At 70.7% G+C, this 25,908-nt stretch carries 23 protein-coding genes and 2 tRNA genes; 4 read left to right on the top strand and 21 right to left on the bottom strand.

Annotated elements, in window-relative coordinates; all coding sequences use genetic code 11:
• Positions 1-125 precede the first annotated feature (125 nt).
• Positions 126-1,994: a translation elongation factor 4 gene (gene lepA, locus ABKA17_RS25055; RefSeq protein WP_353694457.1), complete on the bottom strand. Its 1,869-nt coding sequence runs from the start codon at positions 1,992-1,994 to the stop codon at positions 126-128.
• A gap of 233 nt (positions 1,995-2,227) precedes the next feature.
• Here lepA and rpsT point away from each other — a divergent pair, with 233 nt between their 5' ends.
• Positions 2,228-2,494, top strand: a complete 267-nt coding sequence (gene rpsT, locus ABKA17_RS25050) for a 30S ribosomal protein S20 (RefSeq protein ID WP_353694456.1) — start codon at positions 2,228-2,230, stop codon at positions 2,492-2,494.
• A 186-nt stretch (positions 2,495-2,680) separates the two neighbouring features.
• On the opposite strand, the gene ABKA17_RS25045 is transcribed toward rpsT, so the two are convergent.
• The 9 genes from ABKA17_RS25045 to leuS form a co-directional block, all read right to left on the bottom strand.
• Positions 2,681-3,076, bottom strand: coding sequence for a nuclear transport factor 2 family protein (locus ABKA17_RS25045; RefSeq protein ID WP_353694455.1), 396 nt, complete (start codon positions 3,074-3,076; stop codon positions 2,681-2,683).
• 179 nt (positions 3,077-3,255) lie between these two features.
• The gene (gene holA / locus ABKA17_RS25040; RefSeq protein WP_353694454.1) at positions 3,256-4,245 is read right to left on the bottom strand and encodes a DNA polymerase III subunit delta; all 990 of its coding nucleotides are present in this window, start codon (positions 4,243-4,245) and stop codon (positions 3,256-3,258) included.
• A gap of 118 nt (positions 4,246-4,363) precedes the next feature.
• Positions 4,364-4,609, bottom strand: a complete 246-nt coding sequence (locus ABKA17_RS25035; RefSeq protein ID WP_353694453.1) for a hypothetical protein — start codon at positions 4,607-4,609, stop codon at positions 4,364-4,366.
• 129 nt (positions 4,610-4,738) lie between these two features.
• A complete protein-coding gene (locus ABKA17_RS25030) occupies positions 4,739-5,578 on the bottom strand; it encodes an arylamine N-acetyltransferase family protein (RefSeq protein ID WP_353694452.1) in 840 nt (279 codons plus the stop codon).
• 4 nt (positions 5,579-5,582) lie between these two features.
• Positions 5,583-8,240, bottom strand: a complete 2,658-nt coding sequence (locus tag ABKA17_RS25025) for a ComEC/Rec2 family competence protein (protein WP_353694451.1) — start codon at positions 8,238-8,240, stop codon at positions 5,583-5,585.
• 8 nt (positions 8,241-8,248) lie between these two features.
• Positions 8,249-9,361 (bottom strand): ComEA family DNA-binding protein, encoded by a 1,113-nt coding sequence (locus tag ABKA17_RS25020; RefSeq protein WP_353694450.1) that lies wholly within the window; start codon positions 9,359-9,361, stop codon positions 8,249-8,251.
• Positions 9,362-9,491: 130 nt separating this feature from the next.
• Positions 9,492-10,337, bottom strand: a complete 846-nt coding sequence (locus tag ABKA17_RS25015) for a DegV family protein (protein WP_353694449.1) — start codon at positions 10,335-10,337, stop codon at positions 9,492-9,494.
• A 72-nt stretch (positions 10,338-10,409) separates the two neighbouring features.
• Positions 10,410-11,147: a hypothetical protein gene (locus ABKA17_RS25010; protein WP_502994387.1), complete on the bottom strand. Its 738-nt coding sequence runs from the start codon at positions 11,145-11,147 to the stop codon at positions 10,410-10,412.
• Positions 11,148-11,297: 150 nt separating this feature from the next.
• A complete protein-coding gene (gene leuS / locus ABKA17_RS25005) occupies positions 11,298-14,177 on the bottom strand; it encodes a leucine--tRNA ligase (RefSeq protein WP_353694447.1) in 2,880 nt (959 codons plus the stop codon).
• A 446-nt stretch (positions 14,178-14,623) separates the two neighbouring features.
• Here leuS and ABKA17_RS25000 point away from each other — a divergent pair, with 446 nt between their 5' ends.
• Positions 14,624-15,913 (top strand): ferric reductase-like transmembrane domain-containing protein, encoded by a 1,290-nt coding sequence (locus ABKA17_RS25000; protein WP_353694446.1) that lies wholly within the window; start codon positions 14,624-14,626, stop codon positions 15,911-15,913.
• Positions 15,910-17,523 (top strand): NADH-ubiquinone oxidoreductase-F iron-sulfur binding region domain-containing protein, encoded by a 1,614-nt coding sequence (locus tag ABKA17_RS24995; RefSeq protein WP_353694445.1) that lies wholly within the window; start codon positions 15,910-15,912, stop codon positions 17,521-17,523. Before ABKA17_RS25000 ends, ABKA17_RS24995 begins: the two co-directional genes overlap by 4 nt.
• Before the next feature lie 113 nt (positions 17,524-17,636).
• Here the strand turns inward: ABKA17_RS24995 and ABKA17_RS24990 are convergent.
• The 9 genes from ABKA17_RS24990 to ABKA17_RS24950 form a co-directional block, all read right to left on the bottom strand.
• Positions 17,637-17,709, bottom strand: a tRNA-Ala gene (locus tag ABKA17_RS24990).
• A 103-nt stretch (positions 17,710-17,812) separates the two neighbouring features.
• Positions 17,813-18,046 (bottom strand): hypothetical protein, encoded by a 234-nt coding sequence (locus ABKA17_RS24985; RefSeq protein WP_003976229.1) that lies wholly within the window; start codon positions 18,044-18,046, stop codon positions 17,813-17,815.
• 430 nt (positions 18,047-18,476) lie between these two features.
• Positions 18,477-18,549 (bottom strand) — tRNA-Ala (locus tag ABKA17_RS24980).
• A gap of 75 nt (positions 18,550-18,624) precedes the next feature.
• Positions 18,625-19,296, bottom strand: coding sequence for a histidine phosphatase family protein (locus ABKA17_RS24975; protein WP_502994374.1), 672 nt, complete (start codon positions 19,294-19,296; stop codon positions 18,625-18,627).
• The gene (rsfS, locus tag ABKA17_RS24970) at positions 19,293-19,742 is read right to left on the bottom strand and encodes a ribosome silencing factor (protein WP_353694444.1); all 450 of its coding nucleotides are present in this window, start codon (positions 19,740-19,742) and stop codon (positions 19,293-19,295) included. The genes ABKA17_RS24975 and rsfS overlap by 4 nt, the downstream gene beginning before the upstream one ends.
• 77 nt (positions 19,743-19,819) lie before the next feature.
• Entirely contained in the window at positions 19,820-21,565 is a 1,746-nt protein-coding gene (locus ABKA17_RS24965) for a LytR C-terminal domain-containing protein (RefSeq protein WP_353694443.1), read from the bottom strand.
• A gap of 16 nt (positions 21,566-21,581) precedes the next feature.
• The gene (gene nadD, locus ABKA17_RS24960) at positions 21,582-22,220 is read right to left on the bottom strand and encodes a nicotinate-nucleotide adenylyltransferase (protein ID WP_353694442.1); all 639 of its coding nucleotides are present in this window, start codon (positions 22,218-22,220) and stop codon (positions 21,582-21,584) included.
• A gap of 79 nt (positions 22,221-22,299) precedes the next feature.
• A complete protein-coding gene (locus tag ABKA17_RS24955) occupies positions 22,300-22,464 on the bottom strand; it encodes a hypothetical protein (protein ID WP_353694441.1) in 165 nt (54 codons plus the stop codon).
• Between the two features lie 139 nt (positions 22,465-22,603).
• A complete protein-coding gene (locus ABKA17_RS24950) occupies positions 22,604-22,765 on the bottom strand; it encodes a hypothetical protein (protein WP_353694440.1) in 162 nt (53 codons plus the stop codon).
• 123 nt (positions 22,766-22,888) lie between these two features.
• On the opposite strand from ABKA17_RS24950, the gene ABKA17_RS24945 reads away from it, so the two are divergent.
• Complete coding sequence (locus ABKA17_RS24945) at positions 22,889-23,992, top strand: M48 family metallopeptidase (RefSeq protein ID WP_353694798.1); 1,104 nt, start codon at positions 22,889-22,891, stop codon at positions 23,990-23,992.
• 133 nt (positions 23,993-24,125) lie between these two features.
• On the opposite strand, the gene ABKA17_RS24940 is transcribed toward ABKA17_RS24945, so the two are convergent.
• Together ABKA17_RS24940 and ABKA17_RS24935 are read right to left on the bottom strand one after the other, a co-directional pair.
• Positions 24,126-25,202, bottom strand: a complete 1,077-nt coding sequence (locus tag ABKA17_RS24940; RefSeq protein ID WP_353694439.1) for an SCO2583 family membrane protein — start codon at positions 25,200-25,202, stop codon at positions 24,126-24,128.
• 99 nt (positions 25,203-25,301) lie between these two features.
• Positions 25,302-25,880, bottom strand: a complete 579-nt coding sequence (locus ABKA17_RS24935) for an SCO2584 family spore wall biosynthesis protein (protein WP_502994373.1) — start codon at positions 25,878-25,880, stop codon at positions 25,302-25,304.
• Positions 25,881-25,908 lie beyond the last annotated feature (28 nt).

Here is a 25,908-nt window from a genome sequence, read left to right as displayed (position 1 = left end):
GAGCGCGACCGGCCCCTGCGTAAGGGGCGGCGGGCTGTCACTTCCTACAGAGCGCGACGTTACGCACGCGTAGGGGCCCGTCGCGCTCGGACGCGACGGGCCCCTGTTTCCGCGGGAGTACGCGGTTACTTCTTGCCCTTGCCCGAGCCGGCGTTGTCGTCGCTGCTCAGAACGGCGATGAAGGCCTCCTGCGGAACCTCCACAGAGCCCACCATCTTCATCCGCTTCTTGCCCTCCTTCTGCTTCTCGAGGAGCTTGCGCTTACGGGAGATGTCACCGCCGTAGCACTTGGCGAGGACGTCCTTGCGGATGGCGCGGATGGTCTCGCGGGCGATCACCCGGGAACCGATGGCGGCCTGGATCGGCACCTCGAAGGCCTGCCGCGGGATGAGCTCACGCAGCTTGGCGACGAGCCGCACGCCGTACGCGTACGCCGCGTCCTTGTGCGTGATCGCCGAGAAGGCGTCGACCTTGTCGCCGTGCAGCAGGATGTCGACCTTGACCAGGCTGGAGGTCTGCTCGCCGGTGGGCTCGTAGTCCAGCGAGGCGTACCCACGCGTCTTGGACTTCAGCTGGTCGAAGAAGTCGAAGACGATCTCCGCGAGCGGGAGGGTGTACCGGATCTCGACCCGGTCCTCCGACAGGTAGTCCATGCCGAGCAGGGTGCCGCGCCGGGTCTGGCACAGCTCCATGATCGAGCCGATGAACTCGGAGGGGGCGAGGATCGTCGCCCGTACGACCGGCTCGAAGACCTTGTCGATCTTCCCCTCGGGGAACTCGCTGGGGTTGGTGACGACGTGCTCGCTGCCGTCCTCCATGTCGACCCGGTACACCACGTTCGGCGCGGTCGCGATCAGGTCGAGCCCGAACTCGCGCTCCAGCCGCTCACGGATGACGTCCAGGTGCAGCAGCCCGAGGAAGCCGACGCGGAAGCCGAAGCCCAGCGCCGCCGAGGTCTCCGGCTCGTAGACCAGCGCGGCGTCGTTGAGCTGGAGCTTGTCCAGGGCCTCGCGGAGCTCGGGGTAGTCGGAGCCGTCCAGCGGATAGAGCCCGGAGAAGACCATCGGCTTCGGGTCCTTGTACCCGCCGAGAGCCTCCGTGGCGCCCTTCGACTGGCTGGTGACGGTGTCGCCGACCTTGGACTGGCGGACGTCCTTCACGCCGGTGATGAGGTAGCCCACCTCACCGACACCGAGGCCGTCGGCGCCGAGCATCTCGGGCGAGTTGGTGCCGATCTCCAGCAGCTCGTGCGTGGCACCGGTCGACATCATCTTGATGCGCTCGCGCTTGTTGAGCTGACCGTCGATGACACGGACGTAGGTCACGACACCGCGGTAGGAGTCGTAGACCGAGTCGAAGATCATGGCGCGGGCGGGCGCGTCCTTGATCCCCACCGGCGCCGGGACCTCCCGGACCACCTTGTCGAGCAGCGCGTCGACGCCCACGCCCGTCTTGGCGGAGACCTTGAGGACATCCTCGGGGTCGCAGCCGATGAGGTTGGCGAGCTCCTCGGAGAACTTCTCCGGCTGGGCGGCCGGCAGGTCGATCTTGTTCAGTACGGGGATGATCTTGAGGTCGTTCTCCATCGCCAGGTACAGGTTGGCGAGGGTCTGGGCCTCGATGCCCTGGGCGGCGTCGACGAGGAGGACGGTGCCCTCACAGGCGGCGAGCGACCGGGAGACCTCGTAGGTGAAGTCGACGTGCCCGGGGGTGTCGATCATGTTGAGGATGTGCGTGTTGCCCGGGTCCTCGGTGGGAGCCCACGGCAGACGCACCGCCTGGGACTTGATCGTGATGCCGCGCTCGCGCTCGATGTCCATGCGGTCGAGGTACTGAGCACGCATCTGCCGCTGCTCGACCACACCGGTCAGCTGGAGCATCCGGTCGGCGAGGGTGGACTTGCCGTGGTCGATGTGCGCGATGATGCAGAAGTTGCGGATCAGAGCCGGGTCGGTACGGCTCGGCGCGGGCACATTGTTAGGGGTCGCGGGCACGCAGGGTCCTGATTCTTGAGGTATCCGCAGGGTCAGCAGCGGCTCGGGTCGGATCGATACGTAGGCTCCATGGTCCCACGGCGGGCGACCGGGGACCGTTTTGGGCCGCCGGGCAGCACCCTGGTAGCCTGGGTGGCTGTGTCTCATGCCCTCTCAGCGCGAGGCACACCCCAAGAAATCACCTGGCCCGGGCCCCGTGCGGTCCCGTGCCTGAACCTGAAAAGGCTCAATCAGTGGCGAACATCAAGTCCCAGATCAAGCGGATCAAGACCAACGAGAAGGCTCGGCTGCGCAACAAGGCCGTCAAGTCCTCCCTGAAGACCGCGATCCGCAAGGCCCGTGAGGCCGCTGCCGCGGGTGACGTCGAGAAGGCCACCGAGTACCAGCGCGCTGCCGCGCGTCAGCTCGACAAGGCCGTCGCCAAGGGCGTCATCCACAAGAACCAGGCCGCCAACAAGAAGTCGGCGCTCTCTTCGAAGGTCGCGTCCCTCAAGGGCTGACACTTCTTCTGATCTGATCGCCGGAAGGACCCAGAGCGGGCCCTCTCTATCCGCTCCCATCCGGCACCAAGAGCTCGTACGCGGCCTGCGTTCGCCACGCGGGTACGAGCTCGAACGCTTTGCACCGAAGGCCCCGGAGCCCGACCTTCCCCAGGACGGTAGCCGGGGCCTTCGGCATGCCGGACGTCAGGACCAGAAGTCGTTGGCCCGGTCGATGTCCTCGACGCATTCATCGAGGTCGGTGGCCTTGTCTCCCACGATCCGGAAGACGATGCAGCCGTTCTCCTCGATACGCCTGCCCTTGCGTTCCGCACTGAAGCGGTGCAGGGCGACCACATGCCCGCGGCCGTCGACGAGGAGGCTGAGCAGCTCGGCGCTCATCGTCCCGCCGGTCTCCTCGAACATCCGCCCGTACATCTCGATGATCGCGTCCTGCCCCTTGTAGTCCCCCGACAACGGGTGACTTCCGGGCACGTGCTGCGTACAGTCCGCGGTCATCAAGCCGCGCAAGGCATCCATGTCACCCCGCTGAAAGGCCTCATAGCCCTTCCGGACGAGCTGAGCGTGGGGGTGTTCAGCCATGACTACCGCCACCTCTCCGTTGTTCGGCGATTTTCGGCTGATACGCCCGATTCTCCTACCGGAGGAGAACCCCGTCACGCTCCGATGTGGGCTGCATCTTTCAACCGGCCCCCACCGGCCCGTCTCTCCCAACCGGCCCGTCGCTCCCAGCCGGCCACAGCAACCCGCAGCAAGGCCCGCTACCCACGCCCCCGCGACCGCGCCGCCCGGGCGATCGCGACGACCGCCTTCTCCAGGGCGTACTCGGGATCGTCCCCGCCGCCCTTCACCCCCGCGTCCGCCTCCGCGACCGCCCGCAGCGCGAAGGCGACCCCGTCCGGCGTCCACCCGCGCATCTGCTGCCGCACCCGGTCGATCTTCCACGGCGGCATGCCCAGCTCACGCGCCAGATCCGCCGGCCGCCCGCCCCGGGCCGACGACAGCTTCCCGATCGCCCGTACCCCCTGCGCCAACGCACTGGTGATCATCACCGGCGCCACCCCGGTCGCGAGCGACCACCGCAACGCCTCCAGCGCCTCCGCGGCCCGTCCCTCCACCGCCCGGTCGGCGACGGTGAAGCTCGACGCCTCGGCCCGCCCGGTGTAGTACCGCCCGACGACCGCCTCGTCGATCGTCCCCTCGACATCGGCGACCAGCTGCGACACGGCCGAGGCCAGCTCCCGCAGATCGCTCCCGATGGAGTCGACGAGCGCCTGGCACGCCTCGGGGGTGGCCGACCGCCCGGTCGCCCGGAACTCCTGCCGCACGAAGGCCAGCCGGTCCGCCGGCTTGGTCATCTTCGGACAGGCGACCTCCCTCGCCCCCTCCTTGCGCGCGGCGTCGAGCAGCCCCTTGCCCTTGGCCCCACCGGCGTGCAGCAGCACAAGCGTGATCTCCTCGGCGGGCGCCGCGAGATACGCCTTCACGTCCTTCACGGTGTCGGCCGACAGATCCTGCGCATTGCGTACGACCACGACCTTGCGCTCCGCGAAGAGCGAGGGACTGGTCAGCTCGGCGAGCGTGCCGGGCTGCAACTGGTCCGGGTTCAGATCCCGTACGTCCGTGTCGGCGTCGGCGGCCTTCGCGGCCCTCACCACCTCCTGCACGGCACGGTCGAGCAGCAGGTCCTCCTGCCCCACGGCAAGCGTCACCGGGGCGAGCGGGTCGTCATTCGCAGTCTTCTTGGCCATCGCCGACAAGCATGGCACGGCCCACTGACATCAACGCCCGCCGACCGGACGAGGCCGGGCACCCCACGCCGAGCACCGGACCAACCGCCCACCCGGGCTCACGCACCGCGCCCCCGTCTCACGGCTCCTCCCGCCACCCGTCCCACTCCCCCACGAACTCGTCCAGCTCCCCCGGATCCAGCCGCCCCTCCTCGTCCCGCAGCACGACCAGCCACTGCGCGTCCTCCGCGTCGTCCTCCCCGGCCAGGGCGTCGCGGACGATACGCGGCTCCTCGGCCACCCCGAACCGCTCCCCGAGCGCCCCCGCCACCTCTTCCGCGGCATCCCGATCAGGCAGCACCAGCACATGTCTCACATCGCTCACGGAGCCATTGTCCGGCACCTCGCCGGGCCCGCGAAAAGCGGCGAACCCCAGCTCACACCACGGGCCGGCGCCGGCCCGCAGACCGACGACGACCGCTCACCCTTCCCGGCCGGCCCCGCGGCCCCGTCCTCACGACCCCCCGTCCCCGCCGCCCACCACCGGCACCCGGTCGAGCACGATCCCGAACCGCTCCCGGTACACCGCGAGCACCTCCTCGTCCGACGCCAACTCCCGCACCTCGCGCGTCCCGTCCACCCCCGTCACCGTGAAACTACGGCCGCTGAGCGTGATCCGCCCTCCCTCCTCCGTGACCAGCGAGCACACCAGCGACCGCGTGAAGTGCGAGGCCGACGAGGTGCTGTGCCACCAGGCACCCGCCACGAAGTCGCCGAGCACCCTGGGCCGCACCTCCAGGCGGTACTGCGGCTTGCCGTCCCTGACGACGTCCAGGTCCGCCGCCTCCGCCACCGTGTGCCCACCTCGCACCCCGGCCGCGTCCGCCCCGGCCTCGACGACCCGGAACGTGCCCCCCGGATCCACCTGCTCACCCCGCGCCCCGATCGCCAGCGGATGGTGACTGTGCGCCCCGAAACCGATGTCGGCCAGCCAGTCACCCCCGTCCGCCGTCCGCACCCGCAGGGCGAGATGGTCGTACGGGATGCCGAGCCGCCCCTCGTCGCCGTACACCCGGCCCGCGAGCAGCGTCACCTCGAAGCCCAGCGTGGTGAGCAACGCCCCGAAGGAGCCGTTGAGTTCGTAGCAGAACCCGCCCCTTCTGGCCCCCACCACCTTGTCCAGCAGCCGCTTCTCCTCCAGCACGATCTCCTCGCCAAGGTGGATCGACAGGTTCTCGAAGGGGACGCTCTTCAGATGGCGCAGATGCAGTTCGCGCAGGGCGTCCGCGGTGGGCGAGGCCGGGCGCTCGGCACCGAGACGACGGAGGTAGGCATCAGCCTGAGCGGAGTTCATGCCCTCAGTCTCCCGCCACCCGCAGCCCCGTACCCGTCCCGGTGACCGCCAGCGCCCCGTCCTCGTCCGTCCTCAGCACCATCGCGCCCAGGTCCCGCAGCGCGGCTACGGTGCCGGGAGCCGGATGCCCGTATGTGTTGTCCCTCCCCACCGAGACGAGCGCCAGCCGCGGAGCCGCCCGCCGTATGAGTTCCGGATCCTGGTACGCCGAGCCGTGGTGGGCGACCTTGAGCACATCCACACCGCCCAGCAGCGCGCCCGCCGGGGATCTCAACAGCGCCCGCTGAGCCGGGGGTTCGAGGTCACCGAGCAACAGGAACCGCAGCCCGCCCGACCTCGCGAGCAGGGCGACACTGGCGTCGTTCGGCCCTTCCGGTTCCGGTCCCGGCGACGCGAGAGCGCCGCCCCGGCTCGGCGGCGGCCACACCACCTCCCAGGACAGCGGCCCGGTGCGCCGCTTCTCCCCGGCCGCGGCCCGGGTGAGCGGAACGCGATGCCGCGCCGCCTGCCGCCGTACGAACTCCACCTGATCCACCGGCTCTTCGAACCCGGTCGTCTGGATCTCCCCCACGCTCCGCCCGCGCAGCACGCCGGGCAGGCCCGCCACATGGTCGGCGTGGAAGTGGGTCAGGACGACCAGCGGGACCCGGGTGATGCCGAGGGTGGTCAGACACCGGTCGACGAGCGTCGGATCGGGCCCCGCGTCCACCACCACACCGGTGCCCTCGCCCGCCGCGAGCACGGTCGCGTCGCCCTGGCCCACATCGCACATCGCGAACCGCCAGCCGGGTGGCGGCCAGCCCGTGACCACCCGGGTCAGCGGTGCCGGCTGCACCACCGCCAACAGAAGCAGCGCCCCGCAGACCGCGCACCACCAGGGATGCCGCAACAGTCGCCGCCCGGCCGTCACCACGGCCACCGTTGCCAGGGCGAGCAGTGCCGCCCCGGTCCAGCTGCCGGGCCAGTCCACCCCGGCGCCGGGCAGCGCCGCCCCGGTACGGGCGACGTCCACGATCCAGCCCGCGGGCCAACTCGCGCACCAGGCAAGCGCCTTGGCCACCGGCAGCATCAGGGGCGCCGTCGCCAGCGCGGCGAAGCCCAGCACCGTGGCCGGCGCCACGGCGAACTCCGCGAGCAGATTGCACGGCACCGCCACCAGGCTGACCCGCGCCGACAGCACCGCGACGACCGGCGCGCACAGGGCCTGCGCGGCGCCCGCGGCGGCCAGTGCCTCGGCCAGTCTCGGCGGCACCCGGCGCCGTCGCAGGGCCGCGCTCCAGCGGGGCGCGAGCGTCAGCAGGGCCCCGGTCGCGAGGACCGACAGCAGGAATCCGTAGCTCCGGGCCAGCCACGGGTCGTAGAGCACCAGCAGCAGGACGGCGGTCGCCAGCGCCGGGATCAGGGATCTGCGGCGTCCGGTCGCCAGGGCGAGCAGGACCACGGTTCCGCAAGCGGCGGCCCGCAGCACACTCGGGTCCGGCCGGCACACGACGACGAAGGCGAGCGTGAGCACACCGCCGAGCAGTGCCGTCGTCCGCAGCGGGATGCCCAAGCGGGGTGCCAGCCCTCTGCGTTCGACGCGCTGGGCCAGTCCGGGCGGCCCGATGAGCAGGGCCAGGATGATCGTGAGGTTGCTCCCGGAGACGGCGAGCGTATGGGCGAGGTCGGTCTCCTTGAACGCCTCGTCCAGCTCCGGCGTGATCCGCGAGGTGTCCCCGACGACCAGCCCCGGCAGCAGTGCCCGGGCATCCCCCGGCAACCCGTCGGTGGCCTCCCGCAGCCCGGCCCGCAACCGCCCGGCGAACCGCTGCACCCCGGACGGCCCCGCCACCACCTCCGGCGGCCCCTGCCCCCGGACCCGCACCACAGCCGCGATCCTGTCCCCACCCACCATCACCGGCGCCAGCCGCGCGGTCACCCGAACCCGCGTGGAGGGCAACAACCGAAGCCAGGCCGAAGAGGAGGAGTGGGGGGAGTGGGAGGAGTCCGAGGAGCTCGGTGAGTCCGAGGAGCCCGAGGAGCCGGACGAGTCCGGTGAGCCCGGTGAGTCAGCGAAGGAACCGCCGCCGCTCCCCCTCCCGACCCCCGCGTCGACCATCACCAGCACCGGCGTGCGCGTGTCCACCGTCGTCCCGTCGGCCTTCCGCACCCGCCGCACCTCACCGTTGATCAGCACGGAGACCGGGGCCATACGGTCTCCTCTGACCCGGGGCCGGGTGAGCCGGGGGTCGGAAGTGACCTCGATCTCGGCGGTCGCGGTCGCGTACTCCCTCGCCAGCGTGGGCACCGGCCCACGACGCGAATCCGCTCCGTGCAACCCGGCCGAGGCGGCGGCCGCCGCGACACAGAGCAGCACGGCGGCGATCGCGCCCCGCGGCCCCGCCCGGCGCCGCGTCACCAGCAGCAGGCCGGCCGCGACCAGGCACACGACAGCGGTACCGGTGACCCACCCGGGCGCCGCGTCCAGCATCAGCACCGCCGTCGCCCAGGCGGCGAGTGCCGGTGGGACGAGCCGTAGGTCGGTCGGCCCCTCCTGACGGGGGTTGGCCGCGCCGAGCCGTTTGCCGGAGGCGGCGTGCACGGCTCGGCGGGGCCGGGACGCGGGCGGCGGAGGGGGCCGTCGGGAAGGCGGACGGACCGGACCCTCGGGTACCTGCCCCATGACCCCACTCATGGCCGTACGAGATTCCGCAGATCGGCGAAGCGGCGCTCACCGATGCCGTTGACCTCGCGCAGTTCGTCCACCGAGCGGAAGCCGCCGTGCTGGGTGCGGTAGTCGAGGATGTGCTGGGCCAGGACCGGACCGACCCCCGGCAGGGTGTCCAACTGCTCCACCGTGGCGGTGTTGAGGGAGACCGGCGCCGCGGGCCCCGCTCCCGGCGGCGAACCGCCCGGACCGCCGACCGCCGCACCGCCCGGTCCGCCCGGTCCGCCCGGTCCGGCACCGACACCGAGGGCCGCGGGAGCGCCGACGACGACCTGTTCGCCGTCCACGAGGAAGCGCGCACGGTTGAGCCCCTCGGTGTCCGTGCCCGGCCGCACCCCACCGGCCGCACGGAGCGCGTCGGCGACACGCGAGCCCGCGGGAAGGCGGTGGACCCCCGGCTCCCGGACCTTGCCACTGACGTCCACCACGATCTCGGCCACGGGTGTACCCACCGCGTCCGGCGCACCGGCCGAGTCACCGGGCCCGGCCTCCGCGCTCGGCTCCGCATAAGGAGCCGCCACGACTTCGGGCGCCCGTACGGACTGTGTTCGCCCGGTCCAGAAGTGCTGCACGGCGAATCCGGCGGCGACGACGAGCAGCACCGCGAGCGCGACCACGCTCCGCCGTTCCAGCCCACACCTGGCCTGCACCCACACCGGCATCCGCTCCCGCAGAGCAAGCCGAGCCCGAACCCGCCAGTCCTCGACCCCCGCCCTGGCCCCCGGTCCAGCCTCCGCCAGAGCCTCGCCCCCACCGACCTCCAGACCTCGCTCGCCGAACTCACCGAGCCCATGCGACTCACCGAGATCACGCGACTCACCGAGCCCACGCGCCTCACTCAGCTCACGCGTCTCACCCAGCTCACCACCCTCCCCCGCACCCACCCCCCGCTCCCCGACCCGATCCGCGAAGAGAACCTCCGCCCGCCGCCGAAGCTCCTCGGCCGAGGCATGTCGATGTCGAGGCCGCGACCGTCGGCGGTGACGGGTGCGCGTGCGAGTACGGACGTCGGAGCCGGCCCCACGGCCCGGCCCACTGGTCGGAGTCGCTGTGCGTGAACGTGATCGAAGTGCCATGCGACGAGGATCGGACACCCCGCACCCTCGCGATGATCTTGCTCAATTCCCGGGGACACCAGCCCGGTTGTGGATAACCCCGCCACTCACACGAGTGACGACCCGGCGCCCCCACGGACGAGAGCGAGCCTCATCGGGGCGAGACCACGGCCCCCAGCAACCCCGGCCCCGTGTGCGCCCCGATCACCGCGCCGACCTCGCTCACATGCAGATCCGCCAGCCCCGGCACCCGTGCCCGCAGCCGGTCCGCCAGTGCCGATGCCCGGTCGGGGGCGGCGAGATGGTGGACGGCGATGTCGACCTGCGCACCGCCCGCCCGGTCGGCCACGATCTCCTCGAGGCGGGCGATCGCCTTCGACGCCGTGCGCACCTTCTCCAGCGGCTCGATCCGGCCGCCCTCCAGCTGGAGCAGCGGCTTGACCGCGAGCGCCGAGCCGAGAAGGGCCTGCGCGGCACCGATCCGGCCGCCGCGGCGCAGATAGTCGAGGGTGTCGACGTAGAAGTAGGCGGAGGTGCCCGCGGCCCGCTTCTCCGCCGCGGTCACAGCCTCGTCCACCGTGCCGCCCGACTCCGCGGCCTCGGCCGCCGCGAGCGCGCAGAAGCCGAGCGCCATCGCGATCATCCCGGTGTCCACGACCCGCACCGGCACCGGCGCCTCACGCGCCGCGAGGACCGCGGCGTCGTAGGTGCCGGAGAGCTCGGCGGACAGATGCAGCGAGACGATGCCGGTGGCGCCGGATTCGGCGACCTGGCGATAGGTCTCGGCGAAGAGCTGGGGGCTGGGGCGCGAGGTGGTGACGGAGCGCCGCTTCTGGAGCGCCTGGGCCAGGGAGCGGGTCGAGATCTCGGTGCCCTCTTCGAGTGCCTGGTCGCCGAGGACGACGGTCAGGGGCACCGCGGTGATGCCGTGCCGCTCCATCGTCCGTTGCGGCAGGTAGGCCGTTGAATCGGTGACGATCGCGACATGGCGGGACATGAGCTGGAGGTTACCTGCCGTAGCGGCCGGGCGGCAGTCCGACCCCTGTCACCTGGAACAGCCTTGACCGGATCAAGTGGTGCTCTCGGGACGGGGCTTCTTCTGCCAGGGGTAGGCCGGGCGCTGTCCCGGCGGGGTGATGGCCTGCCGGGTGGGTTCGTCGGCGGTCCGGGACCGCAGGGTCTCCGGCCAGGTCTGCTGGGGTGTCGTGCCGTCGGCGACCGGCGGCGCCTCGGGCCAGGGGGGCGGGGACTGCGCGGGCTCCGTCGGCTCCGGTGTGGTCCAGTGCCGCAGTGCGCCGGCCTCCATGTCGATCTGGGTGCTCAGCGAGTCCAGGTCGTCGTCGGCGAAGCGGCGGGCGCGGTCCCGGGCCGCCCAGCGCAGCGAGTCCGCGGAGTGGGTGATCTGCTCGGTGCGCTCCCGCAGGGCGGGCAGCCGCTCGGCGAGGGTCGTCCGGTCCGGTTCGGACTCCAGTCGCTTGAGCTCGCCGTCCAGTTCGTGGCCGTGCGCGCTGAGCCGCTGGAAGAGGGCGAGGGACTCCTTGAGCGACTCGTCCTCGGCCACGCCCGCGTGCAGCGCGTCCTGGGTGGCGCGCATGGACGTGCGCAGCTTCAGCCGGAGTTGGGCCAGCTCGCCGGCGGCGCCCGGCTGGGCGAAGGACTTGGCCCGCAGGGTGTGGTCCTCGACCGTGCGGCGGGCCTGGTTGATGGTGCGGTCCACGCCTCGCTTGGCCGCGCCGACCGCCTTCACCGTGGCGTAGGCGCCGAGCACCAGGACGAGCACGAAAAGCAGAGCGATCACCGTCAACAGTGCCTCCACAAGGCTCCTCCTCCGACCGGGCGCGATGTTCCGCGCCGCTCTTCCACGGTAAACGCTGCGGGCAGGCACGGAGTTCCGGAAGAACCCCGAGCCTGCCCGTAGCGAACCCTTAGGGGGCCTGTCGGCCGCCCTGTACCGGCCTTACGCCGGGACGATGTTCACCAGCTTCGGCGCCCGCACGATCACCTTGCGGATGCCCGCGCCGTCCAGCGCCGCCACGACCTTGTCGTCGGCCAGCGCCACCTTCTCCAGCTCTTCGTCGGAGATGGCCGGCGAGACCTCCAGGCGGGCCTTGACCTTGCCCTTGATCTGCACGACGCAGGTCACGGTCTCGTCCACGACGTACGCCGGGTCGGCGACCGGGAAGTCCTGGTGGACGACCGAGTCGGTGTGGCCCAGCTTGCGCCACAGCTCCTCGGCGATGTGCGGGGCCAGCGGCGCGACCAGCAGCACCAGCGGCTCGGCGACGGAGCGCGGCACCGGGCCGCCCGCCTTGGTCAGGTGGTTGTTCAGCTCGGTGACCTTGGCGATGGCGGTGTTGAACCGCATGCCCTCCAGGTCCTGCCGTACCCCGTCGATGGCCTTGTGCAGGGCGCGCAGGGTGTCCTCGTCGGCCTCGGTGTCGACGACGGTGACGTCACCGGTGCTCTCGTCGACGACGTTGCGCCACAGCCGCTGCAGCAGCCGGTACTGGCCGACGACCGCGCGCGTGTCCCACGGTCGGGAGACGTCCAGCGGGCCCATGGCCATCTCGTACAGCCGCAGGGTGTCGGCGCCGTACTCCTCGCAGATGGACTCCGGGGTGACGGCGTTCTTCAGGGACTTGCCCATCTTGCCCAGCAGCTTGGAGACCTTCTCGCCCTGGAAGTAGAAGGCTCCGTCGCGCTCCTCCACCTCCGCGGCGGGCACCGGGAAGCCGCGGCTGTCACGGTAGACGAAGGCCTGGATCATGCCCTGGTTGTACAGCTTGTGGAACGGCTCCGCGGAGGAGACGTGCCCCAGGTCGAACAGGACCTTGGACCAGAAGCGCGCGTACAGCAGGTGCAGCACGGCGTGCTCGGCGCCGCCGACGTACAGGTCGACTCCGCCGTGCGGCTGGCCCTCGCGCGGGCCCATCCAGTACTGCTCGATCTCCGGGTCGACCAGCTGCTCGCTGTTGTGCGGGTCCAGGTAGCGCAGCTCGTACCAGCAGGAACCGGCCCAGTTGGGCATGGTGTTGGTCTCACGCCGGTACGGGCGCGGGCCGCGGCCGTCGCCCAGGTCCAGGGTGACGTTCACCCAGTCCTCGTTGCGGGACAGCGGGGTCTCCGGGGAGGTGTCCGCGTCGTCCGGGTCGAAGGTGCGGGGTGAGTAGTCCTCGACCTCGGGCAGCTCCAGCGGCAGCATCGACTCGGGCAGCGAGTGGGCGACGCCGTCCTCGTCGTAGACGATCGGGAAGGGCTCGCCCCAGTAGCGCTGACGGCTGAACAGCCAGTCGCGCAGCCGGAAGTTGACGGTGCCCTCGCCGATGCCCTTGTGCTCCAGCCACTCGGTGATGCGCGCCTTGGCCTCGACGACGCCCAGGCCGTCCAGGGAGATGCCCTCACCGGTGGAGTTGATGATCTTCGCGTCGTACGAGGCGAAGGCGTCCTCCCACGTGGAGGTGTCGGTGCCACGGCCGTCGGTCGGCTCGACGATGCAGTGGATCGGCAGCTCGAAGGCGCGCGCGAACTCGAAGTCGCGCTGGTCGCCCGCGGGGACGGCCATGATCGCGCCGGTGCCGTAGCCCATCAGGACGTAGTCGGCGATGAAGACGGGGACCTGCTCGCCGTTGACCGGGTTGGTGGCGTACGAGCCGATGAAGACGCCGGTCTTGTCCTTGGCCTCGGCCTGGCGCTCGACGTCGGACTTGGAGGCGGCCTGCGCGCGGTAGGCGGCGACGGCCTCGGCCGGGGTGGCGTGACCGCCGGTCCACACGTCGTGGGTGCCCTCGGGCCATTCCTGCGGCGTGAACTTCTCGACCAGCGGGTGTTCGGGCGCCAGCACCATGTAGGTCGCGCCGAACAGGGTGTCCGGGCGCGTGGTGAAGACGGTGATGTTCTCCCCGTCGATGGGGAAGTCGACGCGGGCGCCTTCGGAGCGGCCGATCCAGTTGCGCTGCTGCAGCTTGATGGCCTCGGGCCAGTCCAGCGCGTCCAGGTCGTCGATCAGCCGGTCGGCGTAGGCGGTGATGCGCATGTTCCACTGGCGCAGCTTGGCCTTGAATACGGGGAAGTTGCCGCGCTCGGAGCGGCCGTCGGCAGTGACCTCCTCGTTGGCCAGCACGGTGCCCAGGCCGGGACACCAGTTGACCGGGGCGTCGGAGGCGTAGGCCAGGCGGTACTCGCTCAGGACGTCGGCGCGCTCGGCGGCGCTCAGCTCGCTCCACGCGCGCGTGCCGCCCGGAACGGCCCGCTCACCGGACTCGAACCGGGCGATCAGCTCGGAGATCGGGCGGGCCTTCTTCGCCTCGTCGTCGTACCAGGAGTTGAAGATCTGCAGGAAGATCCACTGGGTCCACTTGTAGTACTCCGGGTCGATCGTGGCGAACGACCGGCGCTTGTCGTGGCCCAGGCCCAGCCGGCGCAGCTGGACCTTCATGTTCTCGATGTTGGCCTCGGTGGAGACCCGCGGGTGCGTGCCGGTCTGCACGGCGTACTGCTCGGCGGGCAGGCCGAAGGCGTCGAAGCCCAGGGTGTGCAGGACGTTGTGGCCGGTCATCCGCTGGAAGCGGGCGAAGACGTCGGTGGCGATGTAGCCCAGCGGGTGGCCGACGTGCAGGCCCGCACCGGAGGGGTACGGGAACATGTCCATGATGAACTTCTTGGGCCTGGCGGCCAGCTCCGGGTCGCCCGCCAGGTCACCCTTGGGGTTCGGCGCGGAGTACGCGCCCTCGGCGTCCCAGAAGTCCTGCCAGCGTGCCTCGATCTCGACCGCCACGGCGGCCGTGTAGCGGTGCGGCGCGGCCACCTCGGCAGCAGCGGCGGGGTTCGTCTCGCTCATGATCCTTAAGCTCCATCGATCGTCTCTGCCAGCGGCTGTGTCGTCAGGAAACGAAAAATCCCCTCGCACAGGAGGGGACGCCGCGCCGATGCCGACCGCGCCGTTCAGCGGCGGTCGGGACTGATCAGCGCGGCCCGCTAAGCAGAAGGCGTACGGCACGCATGGCGTCAGAGTACCGCAGCCGTTGAGCAAGCCGCGACGCGCTTACGTATGCCTCTGTGGCACCGGGTGCCGTTCGCTCCAACCCCGCAGAGCACTCCAACATCACCCGACAACAATTGAACAAGAGTCAAAAGTTACTTCGCGTAACGACTAGTAAGGGACACCACAACAACCGCATAGTCCTTTGATAACAACGCAATAACTCAAACCTCGTACCGATCGGTATGGCTCCACTTAGAGTGCGGCAGCGGGACCGCTTTCCCGAACTGCTCGGAGTTGCCCCCATGAACCCTCGTCGTAGTAACAGCTCGCTCCCCAAGACCGGTCGCTCGGCCTACGGGATCGCGTCGGCTGTCGCCCTGCTCTTCATACCCGTGTTCGTGCTGGTCGGAGGTGAGCGAGTCCGTGACTTCCTGAACTTCGGCGCGGGCGTGCTGTCCCTCGTCTGCCTCAGCTGCTCGGTGATCTGGGGCCTGGTCGCCCAGGACCGGATCTTCCTCAACCCGAAACAGCGGATCATCGGCCAGGCCGTGCACCGGACGACAGCGGTCGGCTCGATCGCGTTCCTGCTGCTGCACATCACCACGAAGGTCGCCCTCGACCACACCACCCTGATCTCGGCGATCATCCCGTTCTCGCTCGGCGTCACCGGAAGCGCCGGCCTGATCGGTCTCGGATCGCTGGCGGGCCTGCTGATGATCTTCGTGGGCATCACCGGCGCCCTGCGCAACCAGTTCGCCTCCCCGGCCCCGGTCGCCGCCCGCTGGCGCGCCATGCACATGTTGGCCTACCCGGCCTGGTGCTTCGCCTTGGTCCACGGCCTGTACTCGGGCCGCGAGGCCAAGCCGATCTTCGTGATCCTCTACAGCCTCTCGCTGGCCGGCGTCATCGGCGCCCTCGCCCTGCGCTCGGCCCCCCGCCCGGTCAAGCGCAAGGTCGCCGACCGCATCCAGGCGATCCTGGGCACCGAGGACCGGTCGGGCCGCGACGACCTCGACGCGAGCCGCGCCAGGAACGCCGACACGGCGTCCGCGCTGCCGGGCTACGAGGGCGCGCGCGCCTCCCGGTCCCGCCCGGCACCCTCCTACGAGGCCCCCGCACCGCCCGCGCCGGAGCCCGCCGCCGACGGCTTCGCGGCCGCCTACCGCGCCGTCAACCCGACCCCGCGCATCCCCCAGCAGCCCTCCTACGGCGCCGACCAGACCGCCCGCATGGACCTGCCGATGGACATGCAGGCCACGGAGGCCATCCCCCGCTACGACACCGGAGGCAGCACCTCCGGCAGCTGGCCGATCCCCTCGCCCCCGCCGGTCGGCGAGGCACCTCCGTCGGCCTACGACCCGCTCCAGGACACCGGATACAACATCCCGACCTACCGCGAACCGGGCACGGGCGGATACGGCACAAGTGACATGTACGACACCGGTGAGTCGAACACCGGGTCAGGCGCGTACTACTCGAACGACACGTACAACAGCGGTCCCGCCACTGATCCAACGCCCGGTGAGTCGTACGACTTCGGCACGCCGGGCTCGGGCGAACCTTGGAACATGCCTTCCGGAGGCTATAGGTGAACGAGGCCCTGCCCGACGTCCCAGAAGTCCGCGTGGTCGGTCTTCCTCAGCTCACGTCGGGCTTCGACCTTGTCGAGAGACTTGACCTGCCCATGCACCTGAAGGTGCACGGGCCGCTCGAACCCCTGGGCGGCGAGCAGCTCGCGAAGCTCGCCGAGAACATCAACCTGAAGGGCCGCGGCGGCGCGGGCTTCCCGTTCCACAAGAAGCTGCGCTCGGTCGCCGAGGCCGCGATCAAGCGCGGTGTGCGCCCGGTCGTCGTCGTCAACGGCAGCGAGGACGAACCGGCCTGCCGCAAGGACACGGTGCTCATCAACCGTGCCCCGCACCTCATCCTGGACGGCGCCCTGCTGGTCGCCGAAGCCCTGGGTGCCCGCACGCTCGTGGTGGGGGTCACACGGGAGTCCACCCAGCGGTCCATGGAGGCCGCCCTCGCCGAACGCGGCCTCAGCAACGGCCGCAGATCGGCTCTACGCGCGCGCGTGCAGCGCAATCCCGTCCGTATGGTCACCGGAGCGGCGGCCTCGCTGATCCGCTCCATCGACGGCGGCCCGGCCATCCCGCCCGGCCGCAAGGTCAGCGCCTCGCAGAACGGCGTGGGAGGCGCACCGACCCTCCTGTCGAACGCCGAGACCTTCGCCCAACTCGCCATCGCCGCCCGCATCGGCCCCGAGCGCTACGGCAACACCGGCCTGTACGACGAGCCCGGCACCGTCATGCTCACGGTCTCCGGCGCCGTCGCCCGCCCCATGGTGATCGAGGTCCCCACCGGCGTCCCGCTGCGCTACGTCCTGCAGCTCGCCGGTGCCCCGCCCGTTCCGCAGGGCGTGCTGACCGGCGGCTACCACGGCAAGTGGATCGACGCGGCGACCGTCAACGAGGCGATCGTCTCCCGCAACTCCCTGGACGCGGTGGGCGGAGCGCTGGGCGCCGGCGCGATCCTGCCGATCACTCAGGAGACCTGCCCGCTGGGCGAGTCGCTGCGCGTGGCGCAGTGGCTGGCCGAGGAGAGCGCCGGTCAGTGCGGTCCCTGCTACCTCGGTCTGCCGGCCGCCGCGCGCGGTCTGGAGGACATCCTCAACGGCGGCGGCCCGGCCGCCCTGGAGGCCCTCAAGCAGGTCGCCAAGAACGTGAAGCGGCGCGGCGCGTGCTCGCACCCGGACGGCTCCGCGATGTTCCTGGAGTCGACCATCAAGGCGTTCACGGACGACCTCGCCGCGCATGTCCTCGGCAACGGCTGCGGACGGCCCGTGGAGGGCGTTCTGCCGCTCTTCGAGGGCGGCCAGACACCCACGGGCCTCCCGGGCGGCGCCGAGTCCGAGGAGAGCGGCCCCAGCCGCCAGAAGATCTACGTCGACTGGACGCTCTGCCGCGGCCACGGACTGTGCGCCGACATCCTCCCGGAGGTCTTCGAGCTCGGCGCCGACGGCTTCCCCACCGTCGCCCAGGCCCAAGTCCCGCGCTACGCCGAGGCGAAGGCGCTCCGCGCGGTGCGCCGTTGCCCCGCGCTGGCCCTGCGGCTGGAGGAGTCGGCCCCGCGCGACAACGGCGCCTCCCGCAACCTCCCGGTCCTCTCCCAGGGCCGCGGCCGCCGCGCTCTGGGGCGCTGAGCCGACGTCACGATGGGGGCCGCCCGGATTCGGGCGGCCCCCATCGCCGTATCAACTGCCTCTGGAAACGCAAGAATCCCGCCGGATCAAGATGATCCGGCGGGATCTTTCTGTGGAGCTAAGGAGAATTGAACTCCTGACCTCCTGCATGCCATGCAGGCGCTCTACCAACTGAGCTATAGCCCCTTGCTTGGTGGCCCGCCCGGTTTCCCCGGCGGCGACGCCAACATTACACGGTCACCCGGGTGGAACACCAAATCGTTTCCCCGAGGCCCGCCCCCGACGGGCCTCACGCGGTGACGAACGAGTAGAACCTCTTGAGCGTGCAGTGTTCCTCGAGCAGCCGGCCGTAGATCGGCTCGCCCTCCAGCTCGCGGTACGTCTCGATCGGGTCGCCTTTTATGATCAGCGCCCGCGCGCACTCCTCGCACCAGTACTGGTAGTCGGGATTGACCGGCTCCATGTCCCGCACGATCGGCGTCCCGCTGCCGCACCAGTCGCACTTTCGCCTGTGTGCACCCATCGATCAGCTCCAGCTGTGGCCGCAGGCCGTGCACACGTAGGAAACCCCTCCGTTGTCACCGAGGACTTGAGCAACGTGCAGGGAGCCGCAGGAAGGGCAGGTGAGCCGGGTGACCGTGTCCCGTGTCGACGCTGCTTCAAGGAGGTGGCCGACCTCCCTGAGGATGCTCGCAGGCATCACTGCTCCCTCCCGTCGGGCCGCGCCCCCTTCCGGCCGTTTGATTCTGCCACGGCCGGACCAATACGGTCAGCGACGCCTCAGTACCAGTCCGGACACGGCACCCGCCGCGGCCGCGCCGGACAGCGCGAACACCCACGCCATGACGCCTCCGTAGAGGTATACGCCTCCGGGGCCCAAGTGACTCAAGCCGGATGAAGATCAGCTCTATACGAGAAGATCCCGCCCCCTGAGGGGACGGGATCTTGATCTGTGGAGCTAAGGAGAATTGAACTCCTGACCTCCTGCATGCCATGCAGGCGCTCTACCAACTGAGCTATAGCCCCTTGCTTTGTTCGTTCCGCTCCGCGGGGCGAACAAGAAGAACTTTAGCCTGCGACCTGCCAGAAAGTGAAATCCGCTCAGTCGTCGTCGCCGAGCACCGGTTCCGGCAGCGTGCCCGCGTTGTGCTCCAGCAGACGCCAGCCCCGGGCGCCCTCGCCGAGGACCGACCAGCAGCAGTTGGAGAGCCCGCCGAGGCTCTCCCAGTGGCGGGCCTCCAGGCCGAGGAGCCGGCCGATGGTGGTCCGGATCGTGCCGCCGTGGCTGACGACGACGAGGGTGCCCTCGTCGGGGAGCTTGTCGGCGTGCCGGAGCACCACGGGGGCGGCGCGGTCGGCCACCTCGGTCTCCAGTTCGCCGCCGCCGCGACGGATCGGCTCGCCGCGCTTCCACGCGGCGTACTCCTCGCCGTACGAGGCGATGATCTCCTCGTGCGTCAGTCCCTGCCAGACGCCCGCGTAGGTCTCGCGCAGGCCCTCGTCGTGGCTGACGTCGAGGGCGGTGAGGGCGGCGAGCTCGGCGGCCGTGTGCGCGGCCCGCTTCAGGTCCGAGGCGACGATCGCGTCGGGCTTGAGGGAGGCGAGCAGCCGGGCGGCGCGGCGGGCCTGGGCCAGGCCCGCCTCGGTGAGCTCGACGTCCGTGGTGCCCTGGAAGCGGCGCTCCACGTTCCAGGCGGTCTGGCCGTGCCGCCACAGGATGACGCGACGGCCCCGGCCGGGCCGGCCGGCCGTCACCTCACCGGTGGCGCTCAACGCCAGTCACCACCGAGATCGGCGGCGTCGTCCTCGGCGGCCTGGAGCTTGGCGTGCTCCTCCGCCTTGCCGCGGGTGGCCTTGGCCTCCTCGGGCAGTTCGAGCTCGGGGCAGTCCTTCCAGAGCCGCTCCAGGGCGTAGAAGACGCGCTCCTCGCTGTGCTGGACGTGGACGACGATGTCGACGTAGTCGAGCAGGACCCAGCGGGCCTCGCGGTCGCCCTCGCGGCGCACCGGCTTGGCGCCGAGCTCCTTGTTGAGCCGCTCCTCGATCTCGTCGACGATCGACTTGACCTGGCGGTCGTTGGGCGCGGAGGCCAGCAGGAAGGCGTCCGTGATCGACAGTACGTCGCTGACGTCGTAGGCGATGATGTCGTGCGCGAGCTTGTCGGCGGCCGCCTGGGCGGCGGTGTTGATGAGCTCGATGGAGCGGTCAGTGGCGGTCACTACACGGCTTTCGGTCGGTGGTCACTTGACCTCAAGGGTCTCACGGACCGCCGAGGGCACCCCATTCGTTTGAAGGATCATGACGACGACGGCTTGTAGTCCTGGCCGAGCACCACGGAGACGTTCGCGTTCGAGGAGACCTTGCCCTTGGTGACGGCGCTGGTGGGCAGGCCCAGGGTCTTGGCGACCTCGGTGGCGTTCTCCTTGTCGGCGGCGTCGGTGTAGACGACCTTGGACGCGGTCTGGGCGGCGGAGGCGGTGCCGGCCTCGATGAAGGTGAAGCCGCCGTTGAGGAGCACGATGCGGGCCTTCTCGGTGTTGCCCTTGGCGCCGCTGGCGTTCTGGACGGACACCCGGACGGCGGCGTCCTTGTCGGGGCTCTTCGCGGTGCCGCCGAGGACGTCCTTGACCACGCTGTCGCTGGCCTGCGCGCTCAGCGTGCCGTCGGTCTGGACGGGCAGCAGGGCGGTCTTGTAGTCGCCGCCCTTGGCGAGGTCGGCGAGCTTGGCGAGGAAGGTGCCGAGGTCCTTGTCGGTGAGCGACGGGTCGAGGATCTGCGCGAGCGTCTGGACGGTGACCGTGGCGCCCTGCGCGTCGGAGGACATCTTGCGCAGGATGCCCTGCATGACCTGCCCGAACCGCTCCAGCTGGACGTTCTGGGCCTCGCCGGACGCGCGGTAGGTCGCGTAGGCGACGGCCGCCTTGCCGCCGAGGGTGCGGTCCTTGCCCTTGCTGACGAGGGGCGCGGTGCCCTTCTTGCCGTCCGGGTCGGGCACGTCGGCGTCGGCGTCGACCTCGATGTTGCCGATGATGTCGACGAGGTTCTGGAGGTAGGGCGTGTCCAGCCGCCAGGTGCCCTGGATCTGGGTGCCGAGGACGGTGTCGATGGCCTCGCGGGTACCGGAGGAGCCGTCGTCCTCGACCGACTTGGCGAGGGTGCTGGTGGTGCCGTCGTCGTCGGTCACGGCGAGGGAGTTGGGCAGCAGGACGGTGGTGCCCTGCTGGGTGGTGGTGTTGTCGACGAGCAGCGCCGTGGAGGTGCCGCCCTTCTTGGTGTTGTGCAGGTGGACGACGATCACGTCACGCTTCTGGGCGGCCGTGGAGGTGGCGGTGCCGGTCTTGGTGTCCGACGACGACAGCCCGGGCAGCTTCCCGGCGTACCAGAGGTAGCCGACGCCGCCGACCGCGGTCAGCGCGAGGACGACGACGAGGGCGACGAGCCGGCTGCGGGCGCGGCGCTTGGCCTCCTCGCGGCGCTCGGTGCGGTTCTCGGTGAAGTTCAGCCAGTCGATGACGTCCTCGGAGTCGGTGTCCGGCTCCTCGACGAAGGCGAACTGCCCGGTCGCGTAGTCCCGTTCGGTCCGGGCGTCGCCGACCGGAGCGTCCGTCTCCGCGACCGGTCCGGCCTGCTGCGGGATGTAGGCGGTCTGCTCGGCGACCCGCGGCTGCTGCCCGCTCGCGGCGGCACGGCCGTAGGGGTCGTACGCCGTCCCGGTCGCCGCCTGGGTCCCCGCGCCGTGCCCGTACGGGTCGTAGGGCGGCACGGGGTTCTGCTGTCCGGTGTCGTACGGGTCGTAGGACGGGACGGGGTTCTGCTGACCGGTGTCGTACGCCTGCCCGGGGTACTGGGCGGGCTGCTGTCCGCCCGCCGCGTAGGGGTCGTAGCCGTAGCCCTGCTGTTGCGCGTACGGGTCGTAGGACTGCTGCTGCGGCTGCTGCCGGGTGGCCTGCTGGTAGATGGGCCGGCCGTACTCGTCGTAGCCGACGAGCTCGTACGGGTTCTCCTGGTCGCCGCCGTGTCCCGCGTCGTATCGGTCGTTCACCGGTGCCCCTCTCGGCTCACTCGCCGCGGTACAGCTCGCGCTTGTCGATGTAGCGCACGACCCCGTCCGGCACCATGTACCAGATCGGGTCCCCCTTGGCGACTCTCGCACGGCAGTCCGTCGAGGAGATGGCCAGCGCGGGAACCTCCACGAGAGAGACACCGCCCTCCGGGAGTCCGGCGTCCGTGAGGTGGTGGCCGGGGCGGGTGACCCCGATGAAGTGCGCCAGGGAGAACAGCTCCTCGGTGTCGCGCCAGGTGAGCAGCTGGGCGAGGGCGTCGGCGCCGGTGATGAAGAAGAGGTCCGTGTCGGGGTTGAGCGCGCGCAGGTCGCGCAGGGTGTCCACGGTGTAGGTGGGGCCGCCGCGGTCGATGTCGATCCGGCTCACCGAGAACTGCGGGTTCTCGGCGGTCGCGATGACCGTCATCAGATAGCGGTCCTCGGCCGGCGAGACACTGCGGTGGCTCTTCTGCCACGGCTGCCCGGTCGGTACGAACACGACCTCGTCCAGGTGGAACTGCGCGGCGACCTCACTGGCCGCCACGAGGTGCCCGTGGTGGATCGGGTCGAACGTTCCGCCCATGACGCCGAGACGGCGTTTGCCGGGGTTCGACGGGGCGTTGCCCGGGCCGGTAGGCATGTCCTGCTCTCCCATGCGTGCAGACCCTACCGGCCCGTCCTGAGGGCGGCGGCCGGAGGAGGCCCGGAGTGCCCCGCTATGGGCACTCGGTGCCTCAGCGGTCGCGGTTGAAGCGGGTGGTGATCCACAGCAGGAGCATCAGGATGACGAACGCGCCGCCGCCGGTGAGCAGCGGGCTGAGGCTCTCGTGGTTGCCACCGTGCTCCTCGCCCTCGGCGGCAAGGGTGACCAATTGGGCAGCGGTGCTGTGGAAGCTCATCTTCGGCAGGACCTATCCGGTGGGCGGGATAAAGACGTCGGCCCATGGTAAGCGGGCGGCCTCGCGCCGATCACGCCGACTCCGCCGTTGGGGCGCCGGGTTGCCGTCGCGGGTCGCCCGAGGGAACTTCCGAGCCCTGTCAGTCGTCCTTCTGCCTGTAGCCACGCAGCAGGAACCACGCGGTCAGCGCACAGCCCACCAGCATCACGACCAGTACGACCCGGAGCAGGTTGCCCGGCCCTTGCTGCTCGGCTGCACCCGCGGCTTCGGCGAGCCAGGCGGACGCGGGGTGGTGCTCCATGACGGACTCCTTCGCTGTACTGCCCGTCCACGGTATCTCCGCCTAGGCTGGGCTCTGCTTCGGGGGCGCAAAGGACCGCACAAGGGTCCGCAAAGGGCCACTCTCACGCACATGGGGGAAGACATGTCCGACGACGGCCACGAGCAGAACGGGCACGAGAACGTGCCGAGCAGGCAGCGCAGGCGCTTCCCCGGAATCTCCTCGCGCGCCTACGAGCACCCCGCCGACCGCTCCGCCCTGGTGGCGCTGCGCAAGCTCAGCGGGTTCGACACGGTCTTCAAGGCGCTCAGCGGGCTGCTGCCCGAGCGGAGCCTGAGGCTGATGTTCCTGTCCGACTCGGTCCGGGTCTCGGACCAGCAGTTCGCGTACCTCAACGACATGCTGCGGGACGCCTGTTACATCCTGGACCTGGAGAAGGTCCCGCCGATGTACGTCAGTCAGGACCCGAAGCCCAACGCGATGTGCATCGGCCTGGACGAGCCGATCATCGTCGTCACCACGGGCCTGGTCGACCTGCTCGACGAGGAGGAGATGCGGGCGGTCGTCGGGCACGAGGTGGGGCACGCCCTGTCCGGCCACGCGGTCTACCGCACCATCCTGCTGTTCCTGACCAACCTCGCCATCCGGGTGGCGTGGATCCCGCTGGGCAGCCTCGCGATCATGGCGATCGTGACCGCGCTGCGCGAGTGGTTCCGCAAGTCGGAGCTGTCGGCGGACCGGGCGGGGCTGCTGGTGGGGCAGGACCTGCGGGCCTCGATGCGCGGCCTGATGAAGCTGGCGGGCGGCCACCATCTGCACGAGATGAACGTGGACGCGTTCCTGAAGCAGGCCGAGGAGTACGAGGCCGGGGGCGACCTGCGCGACTCCGTGCTGAAGATCCTGAACGTCCTGCCGCGCTCCCACCCCTTCACCACGGTGCGGGCGGCGGAGCTGAAGAAGTGGTCCGAGTCCCGCGACCACCAGCGGATCATGGACGGCCACTACCCGCGGCGCACCGAAGACAAGGACACCTCGGTCACGGACTCCTTCCGCGAGTCGGCCGCCAGCTACGCGAGCAACGTCAAGAGCTCCAAGGACCCGCTGATGAAGCTGGTCACCGACATCGCCGGCGGCGCGGGCGACCTGGGCGGCCGAGTCCGCCGAGGCTTCGGAGGCTTCGCAAGCTCGACCCCGACCGAGAACGAGCCCCCGACGGACACAGACACACCGCCGCGCGACGAAAGCTGAGGGCCGCCGAAGGCGCCCTCAGGGGCGCGGGGCCGTATCGATTTGCGGCTCCGCCGCGTGGGCGCGACCAGCCACGCACGACCCGCACTCGCCGTACAACCGAACCCCCGACGGCGATGGGGCGCACCGCATCTCAGGACTTCGGCTCAGCCCCAGCGGCCAACGTCCCACACAGCGCCGTAGCCCGCCCCGTCGCGAACGGATCCGTGCCGGCCGGCCCGCCCGTCTTCGCGGTCTGGCCGGCCAGCAGCGGACTCAGCAGTTCCGCCACATTGTCCCCACAGGACAGCGGCCCGGCCTGCACGTACGACGTGACGAGCTGCGCCTGGTGCAGCCGTACGTCGTTCTGGTCGAAGCGGAAGCGCAGCTCGCGCCGGACGGTGAACAGCGACGCCTCCGCCTCGGCGCCCGCGCCGACGGGCCGCAGCGCGTAGACGAAGGTGTGGTCCGCGGTGATCTCCAGGAGCGTCGCGTCGTTCTCGGTGGCCTTGAGGGTGCCCTGGACCCGGATCCGGGGATCGGCCAGCTCGACGCTCTCGGAGTCGAAGCGGATCAGCCATCCGGTGACCGCGTGCCGGCCGTCGGCGGCCGGATGGTTCAGGCTCTCGTCGAACTGGAGGTGCTGGTCCGCCGGCAGCAGGACCCGCACGGGCCGGGTCTCGCCGCCGGTGAGCACCTCCGGGTAGAGCGAGGAGCGCACCAGGTACTCCTTGACGGTGTCCAGCGCGCTCCTGACCTGGATCTCGGAGAAGTGCGAGGTGTCCCGGGCGCCGGGCAGCGTGATCCCGGCGGCGCCGATGCGGAACTGGGCGGCCGGGCTGTGTTCGTACAGCGACTCGGGGTCGGCCCCGCCGGGGACCTTGCCCTGCGGGGCGAGCGGGACGACGGTCGTGCGGAACGGGTAGGACTCGGCGTCCCGGATCGCGGCGGGGCTCTCGTAGGGGTGCCGTACACCCATGTAGATGGCCGTGCCGAAGGCCAGGGCGATCAGCAGGACGAGGATGAGCGCCTGCCGGGACAGCCCTCGGCGCATCGGTGGCAGGCGCCGGACGGCGGGTGCGTGGTCGGCCATGCGCTCCTGCGCGGAGAATTCCTGGAGCCGGGCAGCGCGGACGAACGACTCGTCGAAGACGACGGATCGGTACTCGTCCTCTCCACCACCGGGGCCGCCCTCGGGTGCCCCCTCAGGTGGGTCTCCAGGCCCTCCCATATCTTCAGAGTAGGTCTCCGGGAGCTCAGGTAAACGCCCTGCTGCGCGACAACTTCTGACAGGTTCTCACCAGGATCGTCAGCCGGTGGCCGGAAGTGTTCAGGGCGTGCGCGGGAACGCCGAGATGGCCGGCTGGGAGTGGTCGGCGGAGGCCGAGGGGGCCGCCCCCGTGCCCTGCTCCAGCCCGGTCGAGGCGGGCGCGGACGGACCTTGGTCGCGGCTGTCGGAGGACCCGCCCCGGTAGACCGCGGTGAAGGCCAGCGCGACCATGCCGATGCCCATCACGAGCGCCAGCACCCAGGCGACGGGACGGTGCCAGCGGACCTGTTTGCCGTACGTCCCCGGGGCGCCGTAACGGCCTTCGAGGATCTCGGTGTCGTCCAGCTCGTCGAGTTCGGCGTCATGGCCGAGACTGCGGCGCCCGTCCGGGCCGAACCCGTCCTCGTAGCGCTCGCCGCGGCCGTGCGAGCGGCGGGCCTCGGCCTCGGAGGCCTCGGCTCTCGCCTGGGCGGCGGCCAGGAGGCGTTCGACGGCGGTGGGTTCGTGCACCACGGCCGCTCGTACGAAGGCCTCGTCGAAGACCACGGAGGCGAACTCTTCGTCCGACACCCCGCGGTCGTGGTCGTCGTCGGGCTCCCAGCCGTCAGGGAACGGCGTGCCCCCCACGTCCTCCGGCACGGATCCAGAGTAGACCTGGGGGGTCAAT

Origin of the sequence: Streptomyces sp. RG80, assembly GCF_040446465.1 — a bacterium.
Lineage (GTDB): Bacteria > Actinomycetota > Actinomycetes > Streptomycetales > Streptomycetaceae > Streptomyces.
This window is presented reverse-complemented; position numbering and strand designations above follow the sequence as displayed.